Source organism: Nonomuraea thailandensis, from assembly GCF_024172165.1.
Taxonomy (GTDB): Bacteria; Actinomycetota; Actinomycetes; order Streptosporangiales; family Streptosporangiaceae; genus Nonomuraea; species Nonomuraea thailandensis.
On record NZ_JAMZEB010000001.1, the window covers coordinates 389,112 to 414,997 of the forward strand.

Genomic DNA, 25,886 nt, shown 5'->3' on the forward strand with positions numbered 1-25,886 from the left:
CAACCCTCCAAGCCTCTGGAAGCCTTCAACAACTCCTTCAACAACCCTGGCGGTTCAACAATCTTCCAACACCGTTTGTTGACAGACGCCAGGGCGGGTGACCGCACCCAACTTCAATGGCCCCTTTGGATGGCCACGCGGCCAGATGCCGCGCCACCTGACCTCCGGCAGCACTCCAGGTCGACATAGCCGGACAGCGAACCCTTACGGCTTCAGCGGCGAGCCCTCATCGCGCCATTAACTTAACGTGACAGAAAAACTACAATGGGTGAGCGATGGTCGCAGATCGCGGCCCGCATCACCGGAGGTGTCCCCATGGCACGCATCCCCCGCAAGATCGCCGCAGTACTCGCCACAGTCATGATGATCATCCTCACCCCGGCCGTCCCTGCCCACGCGGCCGGACCGGCCTATTTCCGCATAACCGACACCGACGGCCGCTCCCGGTTCGTCATCGAGCTTCGCGACGAGCCCAGGATCGCTCATGCTCGCAAAATTCTGAGCGGCGAGGAAACCAATCGCATCCACGTCCACGGCCGGATCATCAAACGCCCCGTCCCCTACAACCCTGGATGGAGCTACCACCTCGACCCCAACACGATCGACTTCTTCGAAGTAGCGATCGAAGTCTGCGACTCCAGCGCGCAGTACCTTGAGGACCACCTGGACGAGGCCGGCGGCGCCTTCCTGCCCGGTGGTCACTGGTGCCCGTGGAGCTCCCGCCTGGTGGATGAGGTCCGCTTCTCATAGCCCTGCCAGATCGGTGACGAGGACGCTAGGCGCAGATCAGCAGTTAGCCGGGGCGGGATGTGGGCTGGCTGACTGCGTTCGTTCTCGGCGCGCCGCTCGGCCTTGCGCGCCTGGGCCGCCGCGGCCTCCTCGATGCAGCGGGCGCGGGTCTGCTGGACATCCTTCGGACTCGGCACGCCAGCGATGGTGCGGGAGGGCGCCGCGAGGAGGGCCTCGTTCCTCCATTCGCGTTACGTGGCCACTCGGCTACGGGTAGGCCGGAGGGTGCGGGGCGACGTTCTGGAGGGGTGGCGTATCTCCGCAGGGGGATGTCCGGCCGAATGCCAGCTGCGGCGGCCGGCCATCCTTCTCTCGACGGTGGGCGCGCTGATGCCCGTGACCGACTGACGCGGTGCGCCTCCGGCGGGCGGGCGCGCCGGCCCGCGCATAAGGCCGGTCCGGAAAGTCCAGAAACCCGCCTCCCTTCCAGGGGTGAGCACGAAGAGAGCCCGCGGCCCCCCTCGCCGTTCAAGGGGGGCCGGGGGCTCTCGTGATCAGCTGTGAGCTCTTGCGTAGCCGCTGCCTCTGCGCGGCTCTGACCGGGAACGGCGCTCGGGCACCACGACGGCCACGCAGGGCCTCAACAACCGTGACGGTTCAACAACTCTGCTACATCGTTTGTTGACAGGTTCGAGCCAGTATCAGGGGACGGGCGTTCCCGCGGAACGCTCCACGATCACTCACGGTCATTGACTATGGTCACGTGGAGTACTGGCGCGACTCCATTGAGTCCCCGAAGTGGAAGGGCTTCGAGCGAATGTTCCTGTTCGGCACCCCGGAGCGAGCTGCTGCAAGAGCGGAACGACGACGGCTCAAGGAAGAGCGAGCTGCTCAACGGGCCCGGCAGCGCATACCGAGTCATCAAGAACGGCTGGTCACAGCGGCGGGGATCTCCAGCGTCAACCTGGTCTGCCACAGGGATACGTTCGTCTTCATTCAGGACGCGGACGTGGTTCTGCGCCAGCGTGTCCGGCTTCCAGCTGCCGGCGATGAAACCCTGATCAAGGTTCCGTTGTCGGGGCCGAACCTCGTCAGGGTTCTCACCACCCTGAGATCCATCTGCAACGATCCGTTCCGGAACTCAGGAGATCAGGCGGTCGCCACCCGGATCTACCGTGCCGTAGCGCAGATCGTGGACACCGTAGATCGGGCCGCAACGTCCGGAACACCGGTTCCTGACATCCTTCTGGACGACAGGGTGGGCTCCGTCGAAGCGGTCCCTCCGACAGACGCGGCATGAGCTCCGTGGCGCCAAGCCGTCCGGGGCGAGCTCGTCTACCAGGAAGACCAGCTGGGCGCGGCGCACTGTCATGTGGGTGACCACTTCGCCTCCTCAGCGTGAGCCGAGCGGTGTTCATGACGTCCCGGCTCTGTTGAACGACGCCGATGCCCGTGGCCGAGCACTACGAACGCGCCTCGCTCGACCAGCGCCCGGCGCCTACTTCGGTCACGTCCACGGACGTGGTGTATGAATCGATCTTCGCGTGATCCTGTTTCTGCAGGTTAAGCGGTAAGTGTCTGCGGAAGCGGGTTCTGGGCTGGTGTGTCGCTGGGGACGACTCGGATGCGGGCCTTGGCGAGGATGTCCAGGCCCATGTAGCGGCGGGCTTCGACCCATTCGTCGGTCTGCTCAGCCAGCACCGCGCCGACCAGCCGGATGACCGAGGATCGATCGGGGAAGATACCGACCACGTCGGTGCGGCGGCGGATCTCTTTGTTCAGCCGTTCCTGCGGATTATTGGACCAGATCTGGGGCCAGATCTCGCGCGGGAAGGCGGCGAAGGCGATCAGGTCCTCGCGTGCGGCGTCGAGATGCTCGGCGGCGGCCGGGTGCTTGGCCTCCAGCGTTTGCACGACCCAGGCGTGCTGGGCGCGCACCGAGGCAGCGTCGGGCTGGTCGAACAGGGTGCGGACCAGGGTGGCCACGAACGGCTGCGCCGACTTGTTCACGCAGGTCAGCAAGTTTCGCAGGTAGTGACTGCGGCACCGCTGCCACGACGCACCCGCCAGCGTGGCACCGATCGCCGCCACCAGCCCGGCGTGACAATCGGAAATGACCAGCTGAACACCGGCCAGGCCGCGCGCGACGAGGCCGCGCAGGAACGCCAGCCAGCCCGCGCCGTCCTCGGCGCTGGTGACGTCCAGGCCGAGGATCTCGCGCCGGCCGTCGGCGTTCACCCCGGTGGCGACTAGGACGTGCACGTTGACGATGCGGCCGCCCTCGCGCACCTTCTGGGTCAGGGCGTCCAGCCAGACGAAGGTGTACGGGCCGGCATCGAGTGCCCGGGTGCGGAACGCCTCGACCTGCTCATCCAGCGTCTTGGCCATCTGAGAGACCTGGCTCTTGGAGATGTGCTTGATACCGAGCTGCTCGATCAGCTTGTCCACGCGCCGGGTGGAGACACCGAGCAGGTAGCTGGTGGCCACGACGCTGATCAGCGCCTGCTCGGCCCGCCGCCGGCGTTCCAGCAGCCACTCCGGGAAGTACGAGCCCGAGCGCAGCTTCGGGATGGCCAGCTCGATCGAGCCCGCGCGGGTGTCCCACTCGCGGGTGCGGTAGCCGTTGCGCCGATTGGTCCGCTCGTCGCTGCGCTGGCCGTAGCCAGCCCCGCACAGGTTGTCGGCCTCGGCCGACATCAACGTCTCGGCCATGGTCTTCACCATGGATCGCAACAAGTCGGGGTCACCGGTCTGGATCTGCTGCGCCAGCCATTGCTCGGGCGTCACACTGTTGTCCGCGGCCATCACGTGGTCTCCTTCGATCTTGGTTTGCGCCTTCGAAGGATCACGCGATGGCCGTCGCCATTTCACGGCGCCACGCCTGTGAGCAGTTCAAACTCGTACACCACTCTCGTGGACGCAACCCCTACTTCGAACGGCGAGCGCGGGTGCTGCACTGGCTGGTGGACGCTCTCAGGGAGGAGAGCGTCCGTTACCTCGCGCAAGACGCCGAAGATCGCGCCCTCGACGCGAGGCAGCGAGCCGCAGCCTTCGCCACGTTTGACGATTTCCGGCTCCGCACAACCCACGACCACACCGAGATCCTCTGATGGCGAGGTAAGTCCTGCGCGTGGCAGAACGCATCGGCCGCTCTTGGGAGCAGTATCTTCTCGGCCACGCCACGGAAGCTTCGCACCGCCGCGCCTGGACACAGTGATGAACTACTGTCCCCAGCGTTAGTTACTAGCAGTAGTTAAACAAGTGCTTAATGTGATGCACCGTGTCTCGCCGACTCCAGGAGCATCATGCGCACCACCACGGTTGCGGCTCTGGCCGTCCTCGCCACCGCTCTGGCCGCGCTTCCGGCCGCACCCTCACAGGCAGCAGCCGGATATGCCGGCTGCCCGGACGGAACCTTCTGCGTCTACTCGGGCCCCAACGGCACCGGTCGCATGACCTACTACCGGACCGGCTCGTTCAACGTCGCCTACCAGGGCCTGCCGGAGGGCGGCAGGTCCGGCTTCAACAACACCACCAGCAAATGGTGTTACTCCCACATGGCGGGCCGCATCACCTTCCTGCCCGGCAACATCAAAGTCCTGGAGGCAGGCAAGAAGATCACCAACATCGCGATCTGGGCCGTCCATCGGCCCGACCCGCTGCGCTGTGACCCCGACAGGTGGGCCTGATCGTGACTCCTGGACGCAAGCCACCGATGACCAACCGCACCGCCCTCGCCGTGACCGCCGCCGCCCTCAGCCTGGCCGCGATCGCCATGCCTGCCCCGGCATCAGCCGCTGCGCCCACCGGGTGGAACAACTGCCCGGCCGGCACCTTCTGCCTGTGGGCCGGCCCCAACTCCACCGGCGTCATGGCCTACTACCGCATCGGCTCCATCAACGTCTCCGGCCAGGGACTCGCCAAGGGCGGCCGTTCCGCCTGGAACCGTACCGGATCCAGCTGGTGCACCTGGGTCACCCCATGGGTGAGGGATCCCCTCCCGCAAACCGGTGACCGCAACATCGGGGCCGGAGCAAAGGTCGCCAACCTCGATCCCCCCGCCATGGCGGTTCATCGCCCCGATTGGACGCACTGTGTCTGACCCTGGCGGGCGGCCCGGCCCTGCGTTCCAGGCCGGCGCCGCCCGCCGCCTGCCCACCGGCCGCCGATCCGCCCGAAAAGGTCACATGCGCCCACGCACCACCGCCATCGGCTTCACGATCCTGGCCTTGACCATCACCGTCCTCGTCCCCGCACGGGACTGGACCAGCGGTTCCGGCTGCACTCCAGCACCGGCATCGCGCTGGCCGCCGTGGCCGGCGCGGCCGTGGCCGGCGCGGCCGCGGCCGCGCCGCACCTGCGCGCCCCCAGCGGCGAGGCCGCCGATACGGCGCCTGACCGCCTGCCGGACCAGGGCCCCGGCCCGGCCGTATCGGCCTCTGGGGAGGATCGGACCGGATTTTGGCGCTAGCAACTGACCAGCTCGCGGGTCGCTCAGGGGGCTGAGGTGGGCTGCCAATGAGTGGCTGGTCAGCCCTTGGGCGTCGCCGCTGATGACACTGTGGCGTTCGCCTCGTCGTGTTCGCGGAGCATTCGCAGGATGGTGGCCGGCGATGGGTGGCGGCCCTTCTTCTTGCCCTTGGTGATGACGAGGCGGGCGGCGATGTCGCGGAGGCTGAGGTTCTGGGCACGTAGGTGCAGGGCCATGGAGAGCATGGCGTCGTCGGTGACGGCGGCGCCGCCGATGGTCTTGCCGCGGGCGCGGGCGGATTCGTGGCCTTCCAGGGTGCGGTCGCGGATGTACTCGCGCTCCATCCCCGACAGCGCGGCCAGCACGGTGAACACGACGCCGGACGGGTCGTGGGAGCCCTGTAGCTCGCCGGTGAGGAACTCCAGGCCGATGCCGGCGGCGCGTAGCTGCTCGGCGAGGGCGGCGAGGTCGAGGCCGCGGCCGAGCCGTTTGTGCTCGTGTACCACGAGCGTGACCGCGACGCCCGCTGATCGGAGCTCGCGGGCCAGGGCGACGGCCTGGTCGAGTTCGGGGCGGGTGGTGGCGCGGGTGGAGATCTTCTCGGAGAAGATCCGGGTGACGCCGACGGCTTGGAGCGCGTCGAGCTGGGTGTCCAGGGACTGGCGGACGGTGGAGGCGCGGGCGTAGCCGATGCGCACGTGCCCGGCCGGTTCGACGCCAGCCGCGACGGGGCGGGGCAGCTCGATCCACAGCGTGCCCGGCTTGCGCACGGCCGGGATGGCGACGGTGAGCGCCTTGGCGAGTGCAGGCACGAGCCGGAAGCGGGCGGTGTGGTACTGGATGGCGACCTTGCCCTTGCCGGTCCGGCAGGGCGAACCGGCCGGGGCGGCGCAGGAGGTCATCGGGCAGTCGTGGGCCTCCACGCGGAGGTAGCCGTCATCGGACACCGCCTGATCGTTTCATGGATGCGTTTCAATCGGCTACCTGTTTGCACCGACCTATGAAACGCCGTTCGCCCTGGTCGCATCCGGCCGGGAGCGCTGTTCATTAGGTCCTCGTCTATGAAACAGCCACGGCAGGCATGCCGATCCCGTCTGGCGATCTTCTCTGGTACCGGTCGAGACCAAACCTCCGGGTTTCGCTGATATGGCATGGTTCGGCCGCGATGCTGGTGCGATGGCGCGCTGGCTCATGAGGCTTACGAAGCTGAAGACGTTCCAGAAGCTGAAGAACCCATGGGTGCTGGGGACGATGGCCAGCATCGGTGCGGGGGTGCCGCCGTTGGTGGTACCCGCGGGGTGGCCGCTGGGGTGGCGGGCATTGATTGCGGTCGTGGTGGCCGCGTTGGCAGGGGCGACCGGGTCGTACTTCGGTGTGGTGTTGACCAGGGCCGAGGACGCGGCCGCGGCCATCGACGCGCTGCGGTCGGTTCTTGACCCGCTAGACCCGCCTCAGCCTCATCACCTGGCCGACCCTGGCGGCGGGGAGCGCAGCGTGTTCGAGTTGCTGCTGCCGCAGTGGTGTCCGACCCCCTTTTGGGGGCGGCGCGCCGAGGGAGCCCGGTGGCGGGCCTGGTGCCAGGAGGAGGTGACATCGGGGCTGATGGTGGTGGACGGGCCGGGCGGGTGCGGCAAGACCCGGCTGGCGTTGCAGGCCGCCCGGGAGGCCGCTGCGGATGGGTGGGTGACCGGATGGCTGCGCGAGGGCATGGCCGTCGCCCTGGTCTGCGCGGCCGCGGCGGTGACCAGCCCACGAGTGCGGGTGCTGGCCCTGGTCGACGACGCCGACACCCGAACCGACCTGGCGGGGCTGCTGGGCGCATTGGCTGAGTACCGGGGGTGCGCCCGGTTGCGGGTGGTGCTGATCACCCGGCACGGCGCCGAACTCGGCCAGGCGCTGCAAGGTCGGCTCGCCGAGCGGCACGCGCTGCTGATGAAGAGCGCGCCGGTGATGTCGCTGCGGCCGCTGGGTGAAATTTCCGACCTAATCCGCTGGTACGGCGAGGCCGTCCGCGCCTTCGCCTCCGCGCGGGCGACGCTGGCACCGCCGGTCTCGGACATGACCGGGCCGGTCCGGAAAGGGCAGGCCATAGTGGAGGTGTTCGCCCAGGCCATGGTGACAGTGCTGGGCGGACCGTCGCCGGGCGATTCACCTACGCCGCTCGGCGAGGTCGCACGGGTGCTGTTCGAGCACGAGGCACGCTGGTGGCGCGGCACTGCCGCACAGGAGCAGTGGGGGATCGGCCCGGCCACCGACTTGCTGCTGGCCCGTGTCATGACCGGTCTAGTCCTGTTCGCCCCTGCTGATGAGCCGGCCGCGATCGGAGTGCTGCGGCGCGTCCCTGAACTGGCCGATGCGCCCGCCGAACGCATCACCAATCTGGCCCGGTGGGCCCGCGCCCTCTACTCGCCCATGACCGAAGGCGGATTGAGGATCGGCCCGGACCCGTTGACCGACTGGTTCGTCATCACCAGCCTGACCAGCACCGTGGACGACCGGCACTTCGCCCGCCACCTGCTGAACGAGCCGACCGAGGACCAGGCCGCTCGGATCTTGACCGTGCTGGCCCGCGCCAGCGAACACCACCCACCCGCCCAGTTGCTGTTCGAGCAACTGCTGGGCGGTGACCCGGTACGGCTGGCCCGCTACGCCATCTACGCCGCCCTCACCACCGGCACCAACCGCGGCCAGCTGGACCACACCACCGCCACCGCTCTGGCTGCCGCCGGCCTCGACCCCGACACCACCACCCAGCTCCTACAGCTCACCCCCGCCCACGCCCTGCCCCGCTGCACCCTCACCTTGACCCGCCGCCACCTCCACCACAACCGCGCCACAGGCACCCCACCCTGCCTCGCCCGCGCCCTGACCGACCTGGCGGCCGCGCTAGACAGGGCAGGCGAGCGGGAGGAGGGACTGCGGGTGGCGCTGGAGGCGGTCGCGCTGTGGCGCGAGCTGACCGACGGCAACACCGCTCACCGGCCCGGCCTCGCCACCGCCTTGACCGACCTGGCGGCCACGCTAGACAAGGGGGGTGAGCACCACGTGGGACTGCGGGTGGCGCTGGAGGCGGTCGCGCTGTGGCGCGAGCTGACCGACGGCAACACCGCTCACCGGCCCGGCCTCGCCACCGCCCTGAGCAGCCTGTCGTCCGCGCTGGACCGGGTAGGTGAGCATCGCGAGCAGCTGCGGGTGGCGCGGGAGGCGGTTGCGCTGTGGCGCGAGCTGACCGACGGCAGCACCGGCCTCGCCAGCGCACTGACTACCCTGTCGGTCGCGCTGAACAGTGCGGGTGAGCACCGCGAGGACCTGCGGGTGGCGCAGGAGGCGGTCGCGCTGTGGCGCGAGCTGACCGATGGCAACACCGCCTACTCCCCCGACCTCGCCACAGCCCTGAACAACCTGGCAGCCGCGCTATACAGGGCGGGCAAGTACCACGAGGCACTACCGGTGGCGCGGGAATCGGTCGCGCTGTGGCGCGACCTAGTCGACGGCAACACCGGTCACTCCCCCACCCTCGCCCGCACCCTGAACAACCTGGCGGGCACACTGGGCCAGGTGGGCGAACACCACGAGCAACTGCGGGTTCAGCGGGAAGCGGTCGCGCTGTATCGGGAACTTGCCGCGCACGACCCCGAACTATTCCACCAGGCTTACATCGACACCCGTGCCGCTCTACGGCGACTTCTCCCTGCACACGACAACCAAGACGACGTCACCGTCGACCTGTGAATGACCTACCGGGGCCCCGTGCACACGACTTCGGATATCCATGCGGACGGCTTCGGACATTGACACCCGTGTCACTTCTCGAAGCCGGGTGCGCGCGTGTCCTGGGCTTTCGGGGGTCCGTGCAGAGGACTCTGAAGCGCCGGATTGACCATAGTCCTCTGCGCTACGGTGCGATTGTTCCGTACTCGTGTGCGCGACGGTGAGGCCCCGGCATGGACGATGGGCGAGCGCAGATCATCGAGCGGGGTGTGCTGACCGCCCCGGATGAGACGTGGGACATGGCAGTACGCCGCACCGAGGTGATCGGCCGGTTGGCCGCCGGGCCGCGGGTGGGTTTGGCGGCCGCGGACGCGGCGGCAGATGAACTGGGCATCTCCCGGCGCCAGGTGTACGTGCTGCTGGGCCGGTGGCGTGCGGGTGAGGGTGTCGTGTCGGATCTGCTGCCTGGGCGCTCCAGCGGTGGCCGGAGACTCGGCCGGGTGCCGGCGGCGGTCGAGACGGTGATGGCCGAGGTGATCCGGTCGCGGTATTTGACCCGGCAGCGGCGCTCGGTGGCGGGGGTCTACCGGGAGGTCGTACGCCGGTGCCGGACCGGTGGGCTGCCGGTGCCGGCGCGTAGCACGCTGGCGCGGCGGATCGAGGCGCTGGATCCGGTGGCGGCCGCCACGGCGCGGGAGGGTGTCGAGGGGGCGCGCCGGCTGCGGTCGGCGGGCGGCGACCCGCCGAGCATTGAGGGCCTGCTGCAGCAGGTGCAGATCGACCACACGCCGGTCGATGTGGAGGTGGTCGATGAGCGGCATCGGCTGCCGATCGGCCGCCCGTACGTCACCGCGGCGATCGATGTGGCCAGCCGGTGCGTGGTCGGCCTGGTGGTGACCCTGGAGGCGCCGTCGGCGCTGTCGGTGGGGCTGTGCCTGGCGCACACCGTGTGCGACAAGCGGCCGTGGCTGGAGCGGCTCGGCCTGCAGGCGGTGGTCTGGCCGATGAGCGGCAAGCCGCACGAGATCCACGTCGACAACGCCGTGGAATTCCACAGTGAGGCGCTGCGCCGGGGCTGCGTGCAGCACGGCGTCACGCTGGAGTACCGGCCCAAGGGCATGCCGCACTTCGGCGGCGTCATCGAGCGGCTGATCGGCACGATGATGCAGATGGTGCACGAACTGCCCGGCACCACCTTCTCCAGCGCGGCCGAGCGCGGCAGCTACGACAGCCAGGCCAGCGCGGTGCTGACCGTCGCCGAGCTGAACCGGTGGCTGGCCCTGGCGGTGGTCGCCTACCACGGCCAGGTGCATGCCACGCTGGGCCAGACACCCGCCGGGCGGTGGGCCGAAGGCGTCGCGGCCGGCGGCCGCCCCGCGATGGTGACCGGCGAGACCGCGTTCCTCATCGACTTCCTGCCGGTGATCCGGCGGACGCTGAGGCGGACCGGCTTCACCGTCGACCACGTGCAGTACTACAGCGACGCGCTCAAGCCGTGGATCGCCCGCCGGGATCGGCTGGAGAAGTTCGTGCTCCGCCGCGACCCGCGCGACCTGTCCCGGATCTGGGTGCTGGACCCCGACGGGCACGCCTACCTGCCGGTGCCGTACCGGACGCTGGCGCGCCCGCCGATCAGCGTGTGGGAACAGCGCGCCGCGATCGCCCGGCTGCGCCGGGACGGCCGGGCCCAGGTCGATGAGAACGCCCTGTTCGCCATGGTCGAGCAGATGCGGCAGATCACCGAGAACGCGGCGGCCACGACCCGCCGGGCCCGCCGCGATACCGAGCGCCGCTTGGCGACCCCCGCGCCGCGACCAGATGCGCCGGCGCCCCCGCCGCCACCCTCACTGCCAGCCGAGGAGGGCGCGGACGATGAGCTCGTGCAGCCGTTCGAGGTGATCGAGCAGTGGTGACCAGCCGGCCAGGCATCGAGCTGGAGCCGGGCCCGGAAGAGGACCTGTCGCACCTGCATGACAGCGTCCGGCCGGTGGCCCGGCTGCCCGCCGCCGAGCGGCTGGCCCGGGTCCGGGCGGATCGGTGGATCGGCTACACCCGCGCCACCCAGGCACTGGACCAGTTGCACACGCTGCTGGACTGGCCGGCCAAGCAGCGGATGCCGAACCTGCTGGTGATCGGGCCGACCAACAACGGCAAGTCGATGATCGTGGAGAAGTTCCGGCGCTCGCACCCGCCGATCTCGCACCCGGAAACGGAGGAGATCCCGGTGCTGGTCGTGCAGATGCCCTCCGACCCGCACGTGGGCCGCTTCTACACCGCGCTGCTGACCGCGCTCGGCGCGCCGCTGCGCCCCCGCCAGCGGCTGGCCGAGCTGGAGCAGCTGCTGCGCCAGGCCGCCGTGCGGATGCTGGTGATCGACGAATTGCACAACGTGCTGGCCGGGCGGGATGGGGTGCGCCGCGAGTTCCTCAACCTGCTGCGCTTCCTGGGCAACGAGCTGAAGATTCCGCTGGTCGGCGTCGGCACCCGGGACGCCTACCTGGTGATCCGCTCTGATGACCAGCTGGAGAACCGCTTCGCTCCGTTCGTGCTGCCGCGCTGGGAGGCCGGCCGGGAGGCGAGCATGCTGCTGGCCAGCTTCGCCGCCGCCTTCCCGCTGCGCCGCCCCTCCTACCTGGCCACCGCGGAGATGACCGACTATCTGCTGGCCCGCAGCGAGGGCACCATTGGAGAGTTGGCCGCGCTGCTCACCGAGGCCGCCGCCGCGGCGATCGAGTCCGGCGAGGAGGCCATCACCCAGCGCACCCTGCTGCTGGCCGGCTACGCCGGGCCGACCGAGCGGCGCCGCAAGTTCGAACGCGAGCTGCTGTGAGGAGCGCGGGCGTGCCGGACGGGGCGCTTCGCTGGCCCGTGCACCCCGAGCCCACCCCCGGCGAGGCGCTCACCTCCTGGCTCGGCCGTCTTGCCGGGCTGTACCGCCTGTCGGTCGAACAGCTGCTGACCTATAACCTCGGTCCGGCGTCAGCGCAGTTCGACGTCGTACGCCCACGCGACGCAGCCCTGGACTACCAGGTGCCCGCTTTTGACGTCGTACGCCCACGCTACGCAGACCTGGACTACCAGGCGCCCGCTGCCGTCTTACGCGCGCTCACCGCGCGGACCGGCATCGCGGTAGGCCGGCTGCGCCGGATGACGATCTCCGGTTGTGTGCCGTGGCTGGCCGACACCCTGGATCCCGCCGACGGGCAGAAGGCATTCTCTGCCTATGTCCGGCAGGACTCGGTACTGCTGCCGCCGGGCCGGGCCGGATATCACGTCCTCAACCACTGGGTACCCTGGCTGCCAGCGCGCAGCCGCCCATGGCGGACGGCACGACGGGTCTGCCCCACCTGCCCACCCGACCGCGGCATCCTCCTGCTCGCCGCGCTCCCCCTCATGATCAGCTGCGCGGAACACGGATGCCGCCTGGAACGAGTCCACGAGGTTCGCCGGGCTCACCGCTACGGCGAGCCGATGACCCCCCGCCCGGTCCCCGACGCCGTCGCCGCGCTGGACAGGCTCACCTTCGAAGGCATCGCCACCGGCGAGTGTCACACTACCCTCGCGCACGGTGCACGTCGGGGAATGGCTACGCCTGCTGCGGACGCTGCTGGACGAGGCCAGCATGGTCGACTCCCGGGCCGGCCCCGACTCGGCCGCCATGCTGCACCAGATCTGGGACACCGCGGACTTGCCGGTCCGGGCTGGTCTGATCCTCTGGCGGCCGTACGAGCGGCTGAGCCCGGCACGTCAGGAAGCGATGCTGCACGCGGCGGCCACCGCAGTGCAACTGGCCGCGGACGGGAGGATCATTCCCTGCGGCACGCTCGGCGCGGCGCTGGGACCAGCTCCGCACCGGCACATGGATGGCTCGCGTGACATTCGCTCGGGAACGCTCGCAGGTGGTGAAGTGGCCAGAGGATAATGAGGCAATGCCTCCCGGTAATCCCTTCCTGAAGGGTTTCAGCCAGACGCCGAACGGGACGATCTTCGATTCGGCGCGGGTGGAGCAACTGCGCAAGGGGCCGTTAGCCGACCTTGCTGACGTGGACGCCGCATCAGCGCTGGCCCGGCTGAGTTGGGATGAGCTGCTGGACTACGGCACCGAGCAGAAGAACCTCCGCCTAGACAACGCCGAGATCGCCGTCGCGTTGAGGGCTCTGCGTGCTGTCCTGGGGCGTCTTCGTATCGTGTTCGACCCGCCGTTTCGAGACCAGTCCGGATTCCGTCAGTACTGGAAGAGCCGGGGGATGTCTGATGCGGGCGGCTGGGCGAAGCGGCGGGACTACCTCACCAGCCTGTTCGAGCCGGTGCTCGCACAGCTGGAAACCATCGAGGACCTACAGACCGAGCACCACAACAACCGCGATGACGCTGCCGAGCAGATCACGGAGGTCACCCGCCGTAGGCTCCTCGGCGGTCTCGACGCAGTCCGCATGAAGATCATGAATGAGCTGACAGAGACGGGCGCCCCGGTCGAGCGCCCGGATCTGTTCTGGTGGGGCACACTCGACGAGGTCGCCTTTCTCGACCGCTTGTACAACCTGGACCAGATGCCGAGCAGCGACCCCCGGTACGCCACCGCGCGCTTGGACCTCATCCAGCACTGCATCAACAACGACGACTACCCCGCCGACTGGATCTACCGGGACGAGCGGTTCGGCATCGGCTCGCAGGATGGGCGGCTCCTGCGGTTCCTGGCCGAGACCCTTCACCCCGTAGTACGTCCTGAGCAGGTCGAGGTTCGGCATCTGCGCGCCTTCTACAACTCCGTCCTTGCCCATGACGGGTACGAGCTCGTTGCAGTCGGACAGATCAGCGGGGCGCCGATCTTCAGCGGTCGCAGGATCGGTGGTGGTGTCTCTGGGACGATGAAGAACATCATCTTCGCCGCGGACGGGCCCAAGCCCAAGATTGTGCTCGGGGACGCGGTGAACAACGACATCAAGATCGTACGTAATGCCGAGAACTGCCTGGTCTACGACAGGCCTCTGAACCCCGAGGGGCTCACCTGGGCTGACCTGTTGTCCTGGTGGCGCGACCGCCAGTCTCTCCCCACCGAGATGTCCGATCTTGATGCCGGACGAGATCTGTGCAATCGGCTGTGGAGGTCGCTGTCGAGCAAACCGGAGCAGGTCCTCTTCCGCGCCTACGCCCAGGCTTATCTCCTGCGCGAGGACACCGTTCGCTGCCCCGCCCTCATCCCGCAGGTGTACTTGCACTACGACCCGCAGACCCGAAGACAACGAGGCGGCAAGGACAGCGTGCTGGGACGCGAGCGCATGGACTTCTTGCTGCTCCTGCCGCACAGTACCCGTGTCGTCTTGGAAGTTGATGGCCAGCAGCACTACGCCGACGGCATGGACGAAGGCGCGGCCGCCTCACCCCACCGGTACTCCAAGATGGCCGCTGAAGACCGGGCGCTGCGGCTCAAGGGGTATGAGGTGTACCGGTTCGGCGGCTACGAGCTGACCAGGAACGAGACCTCGGTCACTGCGATGCTCCAGGACTTCTTCGAAGCCCTGCTCGCCAAGCATCCTTTCACGGTGTCCTGATCCGGCCGGCCGGACTCGCCAGAACCAGGTCCGGCTGGAGGCGCGGCACGAGGGACCGCCAGCTCTTGCGGGGAGTGCTTCAGACGCCGGGCTTGTCGGTGAAGAGATCGGCCAGCCCAGCGCGAAGAACTGGGTGCAAGGTGCGCACGACCGAGTCCCCAACCGTCCATGCGACTGTTTCCGGCTCTGCCTCGCGGAGTCCCTCCAGGGCGGCGAGGGCCTCATCGGTATCGCGGATGCGCTGGAGCATCGCGACGGCCACATCCCTGACGTGCCACCGGTTGTGATGCATCCCGAGTTCGGAGAGCCCGCAGATGGCCTCCTTCAGGATCGTCAGGTCCTGGGTTACCCGCGCCGCACGCTCAGCGAAGTTCGCCAGGCGGTCGCATGTGGTGAAGCCGAAGTTGCCGCCGAGCCGCCGGACGAACGCCTGGAAGACCTGGGTGAAGGTCGTCGGGTTGCCCTCCCACCACCGCTCCACCGACTCGTCGGGCAACGCGCAGAACGCCCAGGCGAACTCGCCCATGTCGTCGTAGTCGTTCAAGTCGATCTCGTTCGCCCACTGCTCCAGTTCGTCGAAGGCCGTGGGGTCGGCGATATAGCCGGCCTCCAGCCGAGGGAACAGGCGTTGAGCCCTGTCCTCTGCTGTTTCCCAGAAGCCGGTGGGAACCGGCCTGAAGACGGCTTCGATCGCGTCGAGCAGTTGTGTCGCGCTCGCGTAGCGACGCTCCCGGTCTGGCGCGATCGCACGTTGGATCACCCCGCGCAGCGGGCCCGCCGGGATGTCGTCGTCGACGGGCAGTCCCTTGATGATGAGCGCCTGCATGATCTTGCCAGCGGAGTAGACGTCCGCGCGCGCGTCGATGTGCTTGGAGTCCCTCATCTGCTCGGGGGCCATGTAGTAGTGGCTGCCCATGACGTCGTAGGTCTCGGTGAGCACGCTGCTCTCGGCCACGACGCGGGCCAGCCCGAAGTCGGCGATCGCCCACTCTCCGCCGCGAGACCGCAGCACATTCTCGGGCTTCAGGTCGCGGTGGAAGATCCCCTTGCTGTGGATGTGGGCCAAGCCCCTGCAGACCGCGCGCATCACCTCGGTGATCTCCTCCGGCTCCGTGATGTTGCCGACCTCGTCGGCGAGGCTTCCCAACGCAAGGGGCATGGCATACCACATGCCCACATCGGGGTCATTGCCGCTCGCGATGACCGGCATCAGGTTCACGTGGTTGAGCTCGGACATCAGCCGGAGCTCGCGCTCGAAGCGAGCGACGATGTCTGGATCGGCCTCCCGCAGAATCTTGACCGCCGTACGAGCCCGGTCACCGGCCGCCGCGAGGTCTCGGGCCCAGTAGACACTGGCGAACCCGCCGTCGCCGAGCTTGTTGCCCAGCTCGAACCTCCGGCCAACCGACCGCGGGCCTACTGCCGCCTCAGGACGCCCCGCGCCGCGGCGCAAACCGCTGCCACGCCACCGCCGGATCATGTCCAGGTCCCAAATGGCACCCGCACTCAGCTCGGCCATCGGCGCAGGAAACCCGGACCGCTGGCGGAGCTTGGCCACCTGCTGCCGAGTCACCCCGAGTTCATCGGCGACCTCTGTCACCCCGCCGAGGCGGAGGGGAGAATTATTAGTTGTCACGACGTCAACCATAGCGGAATAGTTGACGTCATAGCGCCTTTTTCCCGCAACGCGGATAGGTCGCGGGTTGCCCAACTCATGTACGTGATAATTGACTATTATCACGTACATGAGCGCTGAACGATCACGGCCGAGCTGGCGATCCGCTCCAACCGCCGATGCGCGACTCGGGCACGTTATCCGGTACATCGCTCCGGCGCAGGCGCGCGGCCGATGACCGCAGCCGCCGCGAAGGTCACCGCGATCCGCGGCGCCGGCGCCACGCTCGCCGACGCGGCCGACGAATTCCTGGCCACCCACCGCGTCGCCAACCCCAACACCCACCGCGCCTACGCCTCCGCGGTCGACCGCACCATCGCCGCGCTCGGTGGCCGCGACCGCCTCCTGGCCGACGTGGCCGACGCCGAGATCGGCGACGCGCTCACCCTCTTGTGGGGCGGGTGCGCGCCGGCGACGTGGAACCGCAACCGGGCCGCGGTCTCCTCCTGGCTCACCTGGTGCCAGGCGAAGAAGAACTGGGTCGCCCCGTCCGTCCCGGCCGCCGCCGAACGCCGCCGGGAGAACGTCGACCACACCAAGGCCGTCTCCAAGACCACGATCGAGCGGCTGCTGTCGCGGCGTGACCTCCCCCTCCGGGAGAAGACGCTCTACCGGATGCTGTACGAGACCGCCGCCCGCGCCGCCGAGATCCTCTCCCTCAACGTCGAGGACCTGGACCTGGAGAACCGGCGCGCACCGCTGCGCTCCAAGGGCGGCGACGTCGAATGGGTGTACTGGGACGCCGGCACCGCCCGCCTCCTGCCCCGCCTGCTCCGGCTCCCCGACGGTCACGCCGGCGCTCACCCCGACGGGCCCGTCCGCACCCGCGGGCCGCTGTTCCTCGCCGAGCGCAAGCCCGTCCCCGCCCGCCGGCCCGGCCCTGAGCACATCTGCCCGCTCACCGGACGGCCCCGCCTCGGCTACAACCGGGTTCGCGTCCTGATGGAGCGCTACCTCGGCCTTGATCCGCACCAGCTTCGTCATTCGGCCGCCACGCACCTCGGCGAGCAGAAGGTGCCGCTGCAGCTCATCATGGCCAAGACCCGGCACAAGAACCCGCGCACCGCCATGCGCTACACCCGGCCCGGCGCAGAGGCCGTCGCCGAGATCACCGGTATCCTCGCCCCGCCCCGCCGTACCCACTGACTCCTAGACCTGACGACCGGGAGGCCGCCGTGGACGGGAAATGGCTCGTCGACTACTTCAAGACCCCGGCCCGTTACCCCCACCATGTCGTTCGCGGGGACACCTCGCTCGACCCGGTGCACATCAGCGACCTCGACCAGGTTCGCGAGCAGGTGAGCGACCTCGTCGACCGGCTGCGCATCCAAGGGTTCGCCCTGCGCACGGAGAACTGGTCAGGCCTGGTCGTGGTGTACGGCATGGACCAGCCGGAGCCCCACCGACACCTGCGCGAGGCCCTGGAGAAAGACGGGTTCACCGTTACGGTTCGCCGCAACCAGTACGGCACCTCGCTGGAGGTTCACCCCCGGGAAGCCGACCTGATCATGACCAGATTCGATCTGATCATCGACACGATCGCTGAGATGCTCCTGGAGGCGACGGACATCGGCCAGCTTCAGACCCGAGTCGAGCAGCGTCTCGGCCACTCGGTGCCGACCGGACTGCTCCACACCGCGATCACGATCTTCAACAACTCCCTGACGGCCCACCGGCAGGGCCAGCCGTTCGGATCGAAGGTCCCCGAGGGCATGAGACACCTGGTGGCCACGGCCTCGCAGACCGGCGTGATCCCGCCGCTGTGCACCAGCCAGTGAAGACGCTTCGGGAACCAACGCAAGACGATTCCCCTGCGTCGGCGACCGTTCCTGCGCTGCAGGCAGGCGCCCCAGCACGACGCATCGGCCTACCTGCCGGGGTGCACGGTGCCCGGCTGGAAGCGGCGGAAGAAGAAGCGTTCATCGGCGCCGGGCAGGATGCGGGAATGGACGCCGAAGACCATCCACATATCCAGCGGCGCCCCGGGCTCCATCACGTCGAAGCCCTGCCGCCGGTAGAAGGCGCTCAACCCAGGCGTCGGCGGCATCGCGCCGTACAGCAGCAGGTAGCCGCAGTGGACGTAGATCTGTCTGCAGCGCTTGAGTAGCGCCGCGCCGATTCCGCGGCGACGTTCGGCCTCGGCCACGGCCACCGCCTTGATCTTCGCCAGACCAATCGCGCCGAGCATCACCACCCGCCGCTGCGCTTCGCGCCGATCGACGTCAGCAGGAAGGACCTGCAGGTGATCGTCAGCCACGTTGATGGGCGGGTAGGCGATCAGCGTGCCGACGATCCCGCGATCGCGATGCTCGGCCACCAGCACGAGCGCGGCATGCAGGTAGGCCTGCAGCGGATCGTCAAAACTGCGGGCGAACTGTTCGGCCAGATGCCGGTGGAAAGCGTCAGGCCCGCCGCGCAACCCGCTGCGCAGGGCAGCCCCCGCGAACTCGGCCGTGACCGCTTCCCGTAGCACGTCCTCCAGCCCAACGCCGGCCAACGGCACCAGGTCGGCAATAGCCGACAGGTCACCCGCCCGAGCTTGCCGGACCCGGACACCAGCGGCATCAGCCCAGCCGTTGATCAGACCGTGCTCGCTCAATCCCTCGGACTTCTTGCGTGCCCTCAGCCGGCTGCCCTTGCTCACGGTGCCGCCCTTCAGACGCCAGGGGGTGCTGGGCTTCCTCGTTCATCGTCGCACTGCCGGGGCAGCCCCGTCAGCCACGGCGTGCAGACCACTTCGCGCATTCGTGCAGACGACTTCGAAAACTGACAACCAGGGCAAGGGAGCTGCAGGCCCCAGGGCGCGACGTGCGCCTGGGTCGATGACCAGGGCTCCAACCTTCATGCAACGTCCCTCCCACCGGGAACCCCAGGTCCCATCGCCGGCCAGGAAACGCCGGCAGCGGGCCGCTCGTGCACGAGCCAGCCGGGGAGGGTCTTCAACGTTTCGGCCCTCACTGCGGAGGGGTACCCCCGGCGAGGGCCCTCTCGCAGCGCCCGCTCCCGCGCCGCCTGCGCCATCCGGGCCGCCCGCTCGGCGATCGCCCGAGCCCGCGCGACGATGGCGGCGGCCTCCCGGGCCCGCCACCGCCAGCGCTCCACCCGCCACTGATCCATCGCCACATTCCGGCGGCCAGAACAACGATCAGCAGGGCGAGGCGTCCCCCACGGCTGCGGGGACGCCCATACCCGCCACGGTAGCCCCCTGCCGCAGTGCCGGCACCGCGACGGAACCTGCTGTCGCCCGTCGGCGCCATCTCACGAAGTGACGACCTGATGTCTGCGAGGATGCGGTACGGGAGATTTCCCGTTGTAAGGCTCGTCCTGGGCTGGTCCATCAGCAGATGCCTCCGTCGCTGCGACAAGGGAAGTTTCATGCCGTTGCTATCCATGCATCACCAGCACCACGTCGGCGCGACCGTGTTCATCCTGGCCGGGGAGATCGACCTGGCCTGCGCTCCCGGCCTGCACCACTTCATCACTGAGGCTCGCCGCCGGCCCGAAGATCACCTGATCTTCGACATGGCCGGGGTCACCTTCATGGACAGCATGGGCCTGCGCGTGCTGCTGGACGCCTTCGTCCTCGCCGAGCGGCACGGCGCCGCCGTCCATCTGACCGCCCTGCACGGCTCTCCCGCCCGCCTGCTCGCGATCACGGGGCTGGACCAGCACTTCCAGCTGCACTCCAGCACCGGCATCGCGCTGGCCACCGTGGCCGGCGCGGCCGCGGCCGCGCCGCACCTGCGCGCCCCCGAAGGCGGGGCCGCCGAGACGGCGCCTGACCGCCTGCCGGACCAGGGCCCCGGCCCGGCCGAATCCGGCTGACACCACACGCGCAGGGCCGGCCCGTTGATGACCTGATGCCGGGGGCCTGATGCGGGGGCGTGATGCCGGGGGCCGGGCGCCCCGGTGGCTCCCGTTTCAGGCGGGGCCGCTCGTGTCCCGGTCGACGAAGATGTCGATCAGCAGGCGGACGGGCAGGCCGGCCTCGGTCGGGTAGCGGAAGTGCTCTTCCAGGTTGAGGCTGTAGTGGGTGCGGCGTCCGACGCGCTCGCGGGTCAGGTAGCCGGCCTGGTGCAGGTCGGTGAGGATCTTCTGCACGCCCCGTTCGGTGATGCCGATGTGGCGGGCCAGGTCGCGCACCCGTAATCCGGGGTCTCGGGCGATCTCGACCAGGACGCGGGCGTGGTGGGTGAGGAAAGTCCAGGTGGGGGGACGGTCTGCCGGTGTACTCACGGTTCGCGTTCGCCTTCTCCGGCCAGAGCCCCAGGCGCTCCGAGCGCTCCAGGGATGCGGAACGGATACATCTCGCTACCTAAAGATCCTAGGGCGAACTGGCTTTCCTGCACCAGCCTTCACCCTTACGCTCGCGGTGACGGCACCGTCGCCGTCGTACCAGCCGGGCCTACCTTTGAGACGGTCATGATCGCCATCACCCGCCTTCACACGGCCTGCACCCCGCCGACTCCGCCATGACGCCCTTACGCCTGGGCTGCCGCCCGCTGCCTGCGGACCCGGCGACCGGTCCTGCGGCCGCTCCGGAGTCCGGTGTGGTGATCAGCGTGGCCGGGGAGCTGGACGCCACCAACGCCGACGACCTGGAGGCGTACATCGGCCGGATGCGGCAGCCGGGCCGGCCCCTGGTGCTCGATCTGGGCGGGCTGACGTTCATGGACAGCACCGGCCTGCACGTCCTGTTGCGCGTGCACCGGCAGGTACGCCAGGACGGCGGCTCCCTGCATCTGGCCGCGGTGCGGGATCTGCCCGCCCGGCTGCTGCAGATCACCGAGGTCTGGGACGCGCTCGACATCCACCCCAGCATCGACGCCGCGATCACCGCCCTGTCCGGACGGTCCGAGACTCCCGCGCCGGCGCCGCGCCCGGGCAGGCCGCCATGCGGCTGACCTGCCAGCACCTGCCCGCCGCCTGCGTGATCACCATCGACGGCGAGGTGGACATCAACACCTCTCCCGAGCTGGAGAACTACATCCTGCTGGTCCGCCGCAGCCTGGACGACCACCTGGTCATCGACACCGGCCGGATGCCCTTCCTGGACAGCTCCGGCCTGGCCGTCCTGCTGGCCGCCGCCGTCCTGGCCCAAGCCCACGGCGCCGCCGTGCACCTGACCGGGCTGCAGCCACGGGTGGCTCGCATCCTGGAGATCACCGGCGCCCTGGCCGCCGTACGTACCTACGACCACCTCGAACAGGCCCTGGCCGCGATCGAACGCATGACCGAGCCCGGCTTCACCGAGCCCGGCTTCACCGAGCCCGGCCACGGCCCGGCGTAGAAGACCTCGCGAAGAGCAGATCCTGGGCCACCTTCCCGGGGACACCTTCCCGGGGACGTCTTCAAGCGGCCCCCGGACGCCGGCGTCCTGCCCCCGGGGGGTGTGGCACTCCGGCTGGTCTCGTTGGATGATGGGCCCCTCGGACGGCGACGGTGATGCTGATGAGCGACGATCACGAACAGAAGCCGCAAGATCCGGACTGGCGCGACCAGGCGGCCCAGCGCCGTGACCGGCAAGCCGCCGGCCGGGATCGTCACGCGGCGGCCCGGGATGCGGCCGGGCAGCGACGCGACCAGGCGGCCGGGGAACGGGACCAGGCGGCCGACGACCGCCGGCACACCACCGGCCAGACACGCCCGCACCGGGATGACGCCGATCGGCGCGTGCATGACCTGCTGTGGGCGGCCGAAGTCCGCGACCGGGAGGCTGAGCAGCGTGATCGGGCCGCCGCTGACCGGCACAACCGTCTGACCGGACAGGACGGCCACATCGCTGCCGACGTCGCGGCCGGGGAACTGGCCCTGCTGGCCGGCGAGCGGAAGCTGGCCGCGGCGGCGCGCGCGCAGACCCGCCAGGACCGCGCCGAGCTGCGTGATCTGCTGCTGGAGATGCGCGGCGAGCGGCTGACCGCCGAAGAAGACGTCGAGCGGGATCAGGACCAGGCCGCCGGGGACCGGCAGGCCAGCGCCGCCGATCGGCAGGCGTCCGCAGGCGACCGGCGGGCCAGCGATCGCGATCGGCGCCTGGCGGCCCTGGACCGGCTGGAGGCAGCCACCGATCGGCAGGTGGCCTCCGGCTGGAGAACCCGCCACCGCATCCAGTTCGACTAGACCCAGCGACCCGCCTCCACAGCCCCCGAGCGACCTCGGGGGAGGATCGGGCCGGTTTCCGGCACCAGAGAGACGATCGTGACGATGACCTGGCATGGGTCCGCCGGTGATGGGAAGATTAGCGGGGTTTCGCGCCCGGCGAGGGTAGAGGTGAGCGGGGCATGGACGAGCATGCCGTGCTGCACTGCCTGATCACCGACGACCTGGGCCGGGTCAGGGATCAGGTGCGCGCCTTCGCCTCGGCGGCCGGTTTCGGCGGGACCCGGCTGGATGACGTGGTGCTCGTGGTGGGGGAAGCCACGGCGAACGTGCTCGAGCACGGCAGCGGCTCCGGCAGCCTTCTGGCCCGCATCGACCCTGACGGCGGCCTGCACATCGAGGTGCTCGATCCGGCCGGCACGCTGACCGTCGAGCGGTTGCGGCACCATCTGACGACCCGCCCCCGATCGCCGGGCCGCGCGGATTCGGGCTCTGGGTGATCTCCCGGTTATGCGAGGAGGTCAGCCTGGATCATCCCGGCGGCGGGTGCCGCCTGCGGCTGCGCCTGGGCTGCACCATCTGATCGTCTCCCCACCCGGGCGCAAGCGGAAGACGGGCTTACCAGACCGGCAGGCGCGCTCACCGGGAGGGGAAACAGGCAGGCCCGTCAGCCGCGAGCCGGCCAGGTGCCGGCCTGCGCGAGACTGGCATAGGGCGGGAACCGGTCGACCAGCTGCGTGACGGTCAGCAGCCGGGCAAGGGGACCGTGCACGCCGATCAGCCGGACAGCGCCGCCCCGTTCTTCGGCCCGGCGCTGCCCGCTGATCAGCATCCCCATGCCGTGGCAGTCGCAGAAGACCAGCTCACGGGTGTTGATCACGATCCGGGGAGTGGGCTCGTCCAGGAGCCGACTGAAGACGCGAAGCAGGCCGGGCCGGGTCTGACGGTCCAGTTCCCCGCCCAGCGCAACCAGGGAGAAGCCGGACCTCTGCTCAACAGTGATCGTCAACTGAGTCATGGTGAACGCTCGATGTGGTCAAGCCGGACGCCCCACCACCACGATGAGACGGCGGCGGCGCGCACGCCAGGCGGGCAGATCATCCTCGCCTCCCCTTCCTTACCCGGATCTGCCACCTCAACCGCCGCAAGGCGGCCTGCATCGCCGGGCAGGTGCCAGGCTCTGCTGGTGATGCGGGTGATGGCGGCAATCGCCTCGGTAGTGGCGAAATCGTCACTCGCTCCGAGGCCCAGGTTGGGCCACTTGCGATCCAGTACGTGAGCCTGTTCGTCGATGGACAGGGGCTTGTAGTGGTGAATGAAGCCGACCCGGGAGTAGAGCTGCGGGTAGCGGGCCAGGCGCTTTTCGATGCCCGGCATGCCGATGAGGATCACGCCGATGCCAGTGCGGTCATGATGATCGCGCAGTTGTTCGAGCCCGGCCGTTTGAGCCGGTCGGCTTCATCCACGATCAGCAGCTCGGCGCCGGCGGAGCTGGTTCCTGATGGAGGGTTGTCGCCGTTGCCCCGGCCGGTCTGCAGCATGAGGTCGACGGTGCGGCCGAGCTGGTCGCACAGCAGGGAGATCTCCTTGTCGAGTTTGTCCGGGGTGCTGTGGACCTTGGGGGTGTACATGACGGCGCGCACGGCCAGGACATCGTCGGCTTCGGGCGCGACGGCCGATTGCTGCCCGTTGAGGTGTGGGGCGAGTTGGTTCCAGCGGGTGTAGGCGCGGGCGGATTCGGTTTTGCCGACGCTGGGGCCGCCGTAGCACAGGCCGATGTAGCGCTTGCGGCGGACGGCTTCGGCGAACTCGCCGAATCTGCGGTGCTCCTTGGTCACCATGAGCGGCGCGAGTGCCGGCTCGGATTGGTTCGCCGGAGCGGAGCCGGGCGCGGGACGGTCGGTGGTGTAGGAGCGCGCCGCGGGTTCGGCAGCGGTGGGCGGGGCCGGGGCTGGGTGGGGTTCGGACGGGTTGTCGCCTGGGGCAGAGGACTCATCCACGCCGGGGGTCTTTCCGGCCGGGGTGCCGGTCACTCATTCCAGTAGCGTTTGAGTCGCGGACCGTCACCAGTAGCGTTTGAGTCGCGGACCGTCACCAGGGGTAGGAGTTTCGTCTGTGTCATGGGTGGTGGCAGGGGCGCCCTGGTTCGAGGTGCTCCACCGGCGTAGCCCGGTACTGGCCAGATAGGCGGCGGGCAGCGGTTCGTCGTGCAGGGCCAGCAGGGTGTCGACCACGATGGCGCGGGTGGCGAGTCGGCCGCGCAGCTGTTTGCGGCGGGCGTTGCGCGCGGCGGTGATCTCTTTGAGGCTGACGGTCTCGCCGGACAGGTGCGGGCAGATCGCCCGGCACAGGAAGGTGTCGCCGGTGCCGTCGGGGTGGCGCAGGTAGACGCGGATCTCGGTGATGTCGCGGGGGTCGTAGCGGATGGTGACCTGTTCGCCGACGTAGTCGGCCAGGACCGGGTCGATGTAGCGCAGGGCCAGGAACTGGATGCCGTCGGTGTGGACCTCGCGCGGTTTGGCGACGGTGCACAGCAGCAGGTCCAGCTGCTCCAGCGAGTCGGGCATGCGGGGGATGAACGCGCCGGCCTCCCACCGGGCCTGCGGGGGAACCTTGGTTTCGGAGTGTGGGCGCAGGTTGTAGACCTCGCGGATGAACCGGCCGATCGCGGTGTCGAGCTCGGCGAGAGTGAGCGTGGCTTGGGCGGCGCGGTCCTTGCTGCCCTTGGGGGCGTAGCCGGGCAGGTGGGCCAGGCACATCTCGTTCATGGTCTCCATGAACCGTTCGATCTTGCCGTGGCCGTGCGGCTGGCCCTTCTTGCTGAACATCGGGCGTACGCGCAGGTCGGCCATCACCTGTTCCAGGTGCGATGAGGTGAAGTCGCTGCCGTGGTCGAGGTGGAACACCTCGGGGATGCCGCACACGTGCCAGGCCGGCTCGCTCTTGCGCCAGATCGCCTGCCGGAAGGCCAGCGCCGTGGACAGCGCCGAGGGCGCTTCCAGGTTGACCGCGTACCCGGCGATTGCGCGGGAGTGGTCGTCCTCGATGGCGGTCAGCCACGGCCGGGCTGGCCGGCCCTTGGGGTCGATGACCCACAGGTCCAGCTCGGTGTGGTCGGCCTGCCAGATCTGGTTCGGCTTGGACGCCTCCCTGCGATGCACCAGCTCATACACCTCCCGGTAGCGTTTGGTGCCGTCCAGAGCGAGTGTGCGGAGCGCCGGGTCGAGGTTGCGGACGATCTCGTGCACGGTGGAGTAGCCGGGGACCGGCCACCCTCGTGTGGTGGCGACGCTGGCGGCCTGCCGGTGGATCACCGCGATACTTCGGCGGGGCGGCCGCAGCGCCAGACCTTCGATCAGCAGCCGCAACGGCTCGGGCATCCGCGCCCGGCCGCGGTCGGCGCGCGGCCGGCGCACCAGCGCGGCCAGACCGCCGGACTGGTAGGCCGCGCGCCATCGGCGTAGTGTCCGCTCGGCGACCCCGCAGGAGGTGGCGAGCTGGGAAAGGGGGACGTCGTCGTCGAGGTGGGGCCGTAGTAGCCGCCAGCGCTCGATCGCCGCTTGGCGTTGAGCGTCGCTGAAGCCCGTCAGGGGGACAGGGTCGCCATCTGGTGAGGCTGTTTCCATCAACCGTCCCTTTCTGACCGCCA

At 69.3% G+C, this 25,886-nt stretch carries 26 protein-coding genes and 1 pseudogene; 18 read left to right on the forward strand and 9 right to left on the reverse strand.

Going from position 1 to position 25,886, the window contains the following annotated elements; genetic code table 11:
• Positions 1-315: 315 nt before the first annotated feature.
• Both HD597_RS01840 and HD597_RS01845 read left to right on the forward strand, forming a co-directional pair.
• Positions 316-750: a BP74-related protein gene (locus tag HD597_RS01840; RefSeq protein ID WP_253739871.1), complete on the forward strand. Its 435-nt coding sequence runs from the start codon at positions 316-318 to the stop codon at positions 748-750.
• Positions 751-1,492: 742 nt separating this feature from the next.
• Positions 1,493-2,029: a hypothetical protein gene (locus tag HD597_RS01845; protein ID WP_253739873.1), complete on the forward strand. Its 537-nt coding sequence runs from the start codon at positions 1,493-1,495 to the stop codon at positions 2,027-2,029.
• 263 nt (positions 2,030-2,292) lie between these two features.
• Here the strand turns inward: HD597_RS01845 and HD597_RS01850 are convergent, their stop codons facing one another.
• On the reverse strand, positions 2,293-3,534 hold the full coding sequence (locus tag HD597_RS01850; RefSeq protein ID WP_253740345.1) for an IS256 family transposase: 1,242 nt from the start codon (positions 3,532-3,534) through the stop codon (positions 2,293-2,295).
• Between the two features lie 47 nt (positions 3,535-3,581).
• Between HD597_RS01850 and HD597_RS01855 the strand changes: the two genes are divergently transcribed.
• From HD597_RS01855 to HD597_RS01865, 3 genes are all read left to right on the forward strand, one after another.
• Positions 3,582-3,839, forward strand: a complete 258-nt coding sequence (locus tag HD597_RS01855) for a hypothetical protein (protein ID WP_253739874.1) — start codon at positions 3,582-3,584, stop codon at positions 3,837-3,839.
• 195 nt (positions 3,840-4,034) lie between these two features.
• A complete protein-coding gene (locus tag HD597_RS01860) occupies positions 4,035-4,418 on the forward strand; it encodes a peptidase inhibitor family I36 protein (protein ID WP_253739876.1) in 384 nt (127 codons plus the stop codon).
• On the forward strand, positions 4,409-4,831 hold the full coding sequence (locus HD597_RS01865; RefSeq protein WP_253739878.1) for a peptidase inhibitor family I36 protein: 423 nt from the start codon (positions 4,409-4,411) through the stop codon (positions 4,829-4,831). The genes HD597_RS01860 and HD597_RS01865 overlap by 10 nt, the downstream gene beginning before the upstream one ends.
• A gap of 428 nt (positions 4,832-5,259) precedes the next feature.
• On the opposite strand, the gene HD597_RS01870 is transcribed toward HD597_RS01865, so the two are convergent.
• Complete coding sequence (locus HD597_RS01870; protein ID WP_253739880.1) at positions 5,260-6,147, reverse strand: recombinase family protein; 888 nt, start codon at positions 6,145-6,147, stop codon at positions 5,260-5,262.
• A 229-nt stretch (positions 6,148-6,376) separates the two neighbouring features.
• Here HD597_RS01870 and HD597_RS01875 point away from each other — a divergent pair, with 229 nt between their 5' ends.
• The 6 genes and pseudogenes from HD597_RS01875 (at position 6,377) to HD597_RS01895 (ending at position 14,463) form a co-directional block, all read left to right on the forward strand.
• Positions 6,377-8,932, forward strand: a complete 2,556-nt coding sequence (locus tag HD597_RS01875; RefSeq protein ID WP_253739881.1) for a tetratricopeptide repeat protein — start codon at positions 6,377-6,379, stop codon at positions 8,930-8,932.
• Positions 8,933-9,144: 212 nt separating this feature from the next.
• Positions 9,145-10,824, forward strand: a complete 1,680-nt coding sequence (locus HD597_RS01880; RefSeq protein WP_253739883.1) for a TnsB C-terminal domain-containing protein — start codon at positions 9,145-9,147, stop codon at positions 10,822-10,824.
• Entirely contained in the window at positions 10,821-11,741 is a 921-nt protein-coding gene (locus HD597_RS01885; protein ID WP_253739885.1) for a TniB family NTP-binding protein, read from the forward strand. Before HD597_RS01880 ends, HD597_RS01885 begins: the two co-directional genes overlap by 4 nt.
• 38 nt (positions 11,742-11,779) lie before the next feature.
• Positions 11,780-12,325 (forward strand): annotated as a pseudogene (locus HD597_RS66545) (TniQ family protein); the annotation flags it as partial.
• 154 nt (positions 12,326-12,479) lie between these two features.
• Entirely contained in the window at positions 12,480-12,833 is a 354-nt protein-coding gene (locus HD597_RS01890; RefSeq protein WP_253739886.1) for a hypothetical protein, read from the forward strand.
• Entirely contained in the window at positions 12,784-14,463 is a 1,680-nt protein-coding gene (locus tag HD597_RS01895) for an AbiJ-related protein (protein WP_253739888.1), read from the forward strand. Before HD597_RS01890 ends, HD597_RS01895 begins: the two co-directional genes overlap by 50 nt.
• A gap of 79 nt (positions 14,464-14,542) precedes the next feature.
• On the opposite strand, the gene HD597_RS01900 is transcribed toward HD597_RS01895, so the two are convergent.
• Entirely contained in the window at positions 14,543-15,982 is a 1,440-nt protein-coding gene (locus tag HD597_RS01900; protein WP_253739890.1) for a serine/threonine-protein kinase, read from the reverse strand.
• A 330-nt stretch (positions 15,983-16,312) separates the two neighbouring features.
• Here HD597_RS01900 and HD597_RS01905 point away from each other — a divergent pair, with 330 nt between their 5' ends.
• Both HD597_RS01905 and HD597_RS01910 read left to right on the forward strand, forming a co-directional pair.
• Positions 16,313-17,284 carry a tyrosine-type recombinase/integrase gene (locus tag HD597_RS01905; protein ID WP_253739892.1) on the forward strand — a complete coding sequence of 324 codons (972 nt, stop codon included), beginning with the start codon at positions 16,313-16,315 and terminating at the stop codon, positions 17,282-17,284.
• A 29-nt stretch (positions 17,285-17,313) separates the two neighbouring features.
• Positions 17,314-17,916 carry a hypothetical protein gene (locus tag HD597_RS01910; RefSeq protein WP_253739893.1) on the forward strand — a complete coding sequence of 201 codons (603 nt, stop codon included), beginning with the start codon at positions 17,314-17,316 and terminating at the stop codon, positions 17,914-17,916.
• A gap of 89 nt (positions 17,917-18,005) precedes the next feature.
• Here HD597_RS01910 and HD597_RS01915 read toward each other — a convergent pair whose 3' ends face one another.
• A complete protein-coding gene (locus HD597_RS01915; RefSeq protein WP_253739895.1) occupies positions 18,006-18,782 on the reverse strand; it encodes a GNAT family N-acetyltransferase in 777 nt (258 codons plus the stop codon).
• A 731-nt stretch (positions 18,783-19,513) separates the two neighbouring features.
• Here HD597_RS01915 and HD597_RS01920 point away from each other — a divergent pair.
• Positions 19,514-19,963, forward strand: coding sequence for an STAS domain-containing protein (locus tag HD597_RS01920; RefSeq protein ID WP_253739896.1), 450 nt, complete (start codon positions 19,514-19,516; stop codon positions 19,961-19,963).
• A 96-nt stretch (positions 19,964-20,059) separates the two neighbouring features.
• On the opposite strand, the gene HD597_RS01925 is transcribed toward HD597_RS01920, so the two are convergent.
• Positions 20,060-20,374: a helix-turn-helix transcriptional regulator gene (locus tag HD597_RS01925; RefSeq protein WP_253739898.1), complete on the reverse strand. Its 315-nt coding sequence runs from the start codon at positions 20,372-20,374 to the stop codon at positions 20,060-20,062.
• Between the two features lie 236 nt (positions 20,375-20,610).
• On the opposite strand from HD597_RS01925, the gene HD597_RS01930 reads away from it, so the two are divergent.
• The 4 genes from HD597_RS01930 to HD597_RS01945 all read left to right on the forward strand — a co-directional run bounded on the left by HD597_RS01930 (position 20,611) and on the right by HD597_RS01945 (position 22,737).
• Positions 20,611-21,042, forward strand: coding sequence for an STAS domain-containing protein (locus tag HD597_RS01930; RefSeq protein ID WP_253739900.1), 432 nt, complete (start codon positions 20,611-20,613; stop codon positions 21,040-21,042).
• Entirely contained in the window at positions 21,033-21,428 is a 396-nt protein-coding gene (locus tag HD597_RS01935) for an STAS domain-containing protein (protein WP_253739902.1), read from the forward strand. Before HD597_RS01930 ends, HD597_RS01935 begins: the two co-directional genes overlap by 10 nt.
• A 155-nt stretch (positions 21,429-21,583) precedes the next feature.
• The gene (locus tag HD597_RS01940; RefSeq protein WP_253739904.1) at positions 21,584-22,258 is read left to right on the forward strand and encodes a hypothetical protein; all 675 of its coding nucleotides are present in this window, start codon (positions 21,584-21,586) and stop codon (positions 22,256-22,258) included.
• A gap of 161 nt (positions 22,259-22,419) precedes the next feature.
• A complete protein-coding gene (locus HD597_RS01945) occupies positions 22,420-22,737 on the forward strand; it encodes an ATP-binding protein (protein ID WP_253739906.1) in 318 nt (105 codons plus the stop codon).
• Positions 22,738-22,904: 167 nt separating this feature from the next.
• On the opposite strand, the gene HD597_RS01950 is transcribed toward HD597_RS01945, so the two are convergent.
• The 4 genes from HD597_RS01950 to HD597_RS01965 are packed head-to-tail and all read right to left on the reverse strand — an operon-like array spanning position 22,905 to position 25,863.
• A complete protein-coding gene (locus tag HD597_RS01950) occupies positions 22,905-23,255 on the reverse strand; it encodes an STAS domain-containing protein (protein ID WP_253739908.1) in 351 nt (116 codons plus the stop codon).
• Entirely contained in the window at positions 23,252-23,629 is a 378-nt protein-coding gene (locus tag HD597_RS01955) for a TniB family NTP-binding protein (protein ID WP_253739910.1), read from the reverse strand. The genes HD597_RS01950 and HD597_RS01955 overlap by 4 nt, the downstream gene beginning before the upstream one ends.
• Positions 23,626-24,270: an AAA family ATPase gene (locus HD597_RS01960; protein WP_253739912.1), complete on the reverse strand. Its 645-nt coding sequence runs from the start codon at positions 24,268-24,270 to the stop codon at positions 23,626-23,628. Before HD597_RS01960 ends, HD597_RS01955 begins: the two co-directional genes overlap by 4 nt.
• Before the next feature lie 30 nt (positions 24,271-24,300).
• Positions 24,301-25,863, reverse strand: coding sequence for a TnsB C-terminal domain-containing protein (locus tag HD597_RS01965; protein ID WP_253739914.1), 1,563 nt, complete (start codon positions 25,861-25,863; stop codon positions 24,301-24,303).
• Positions 25,864-25,886: the final 23 nt, after the last annotated feature.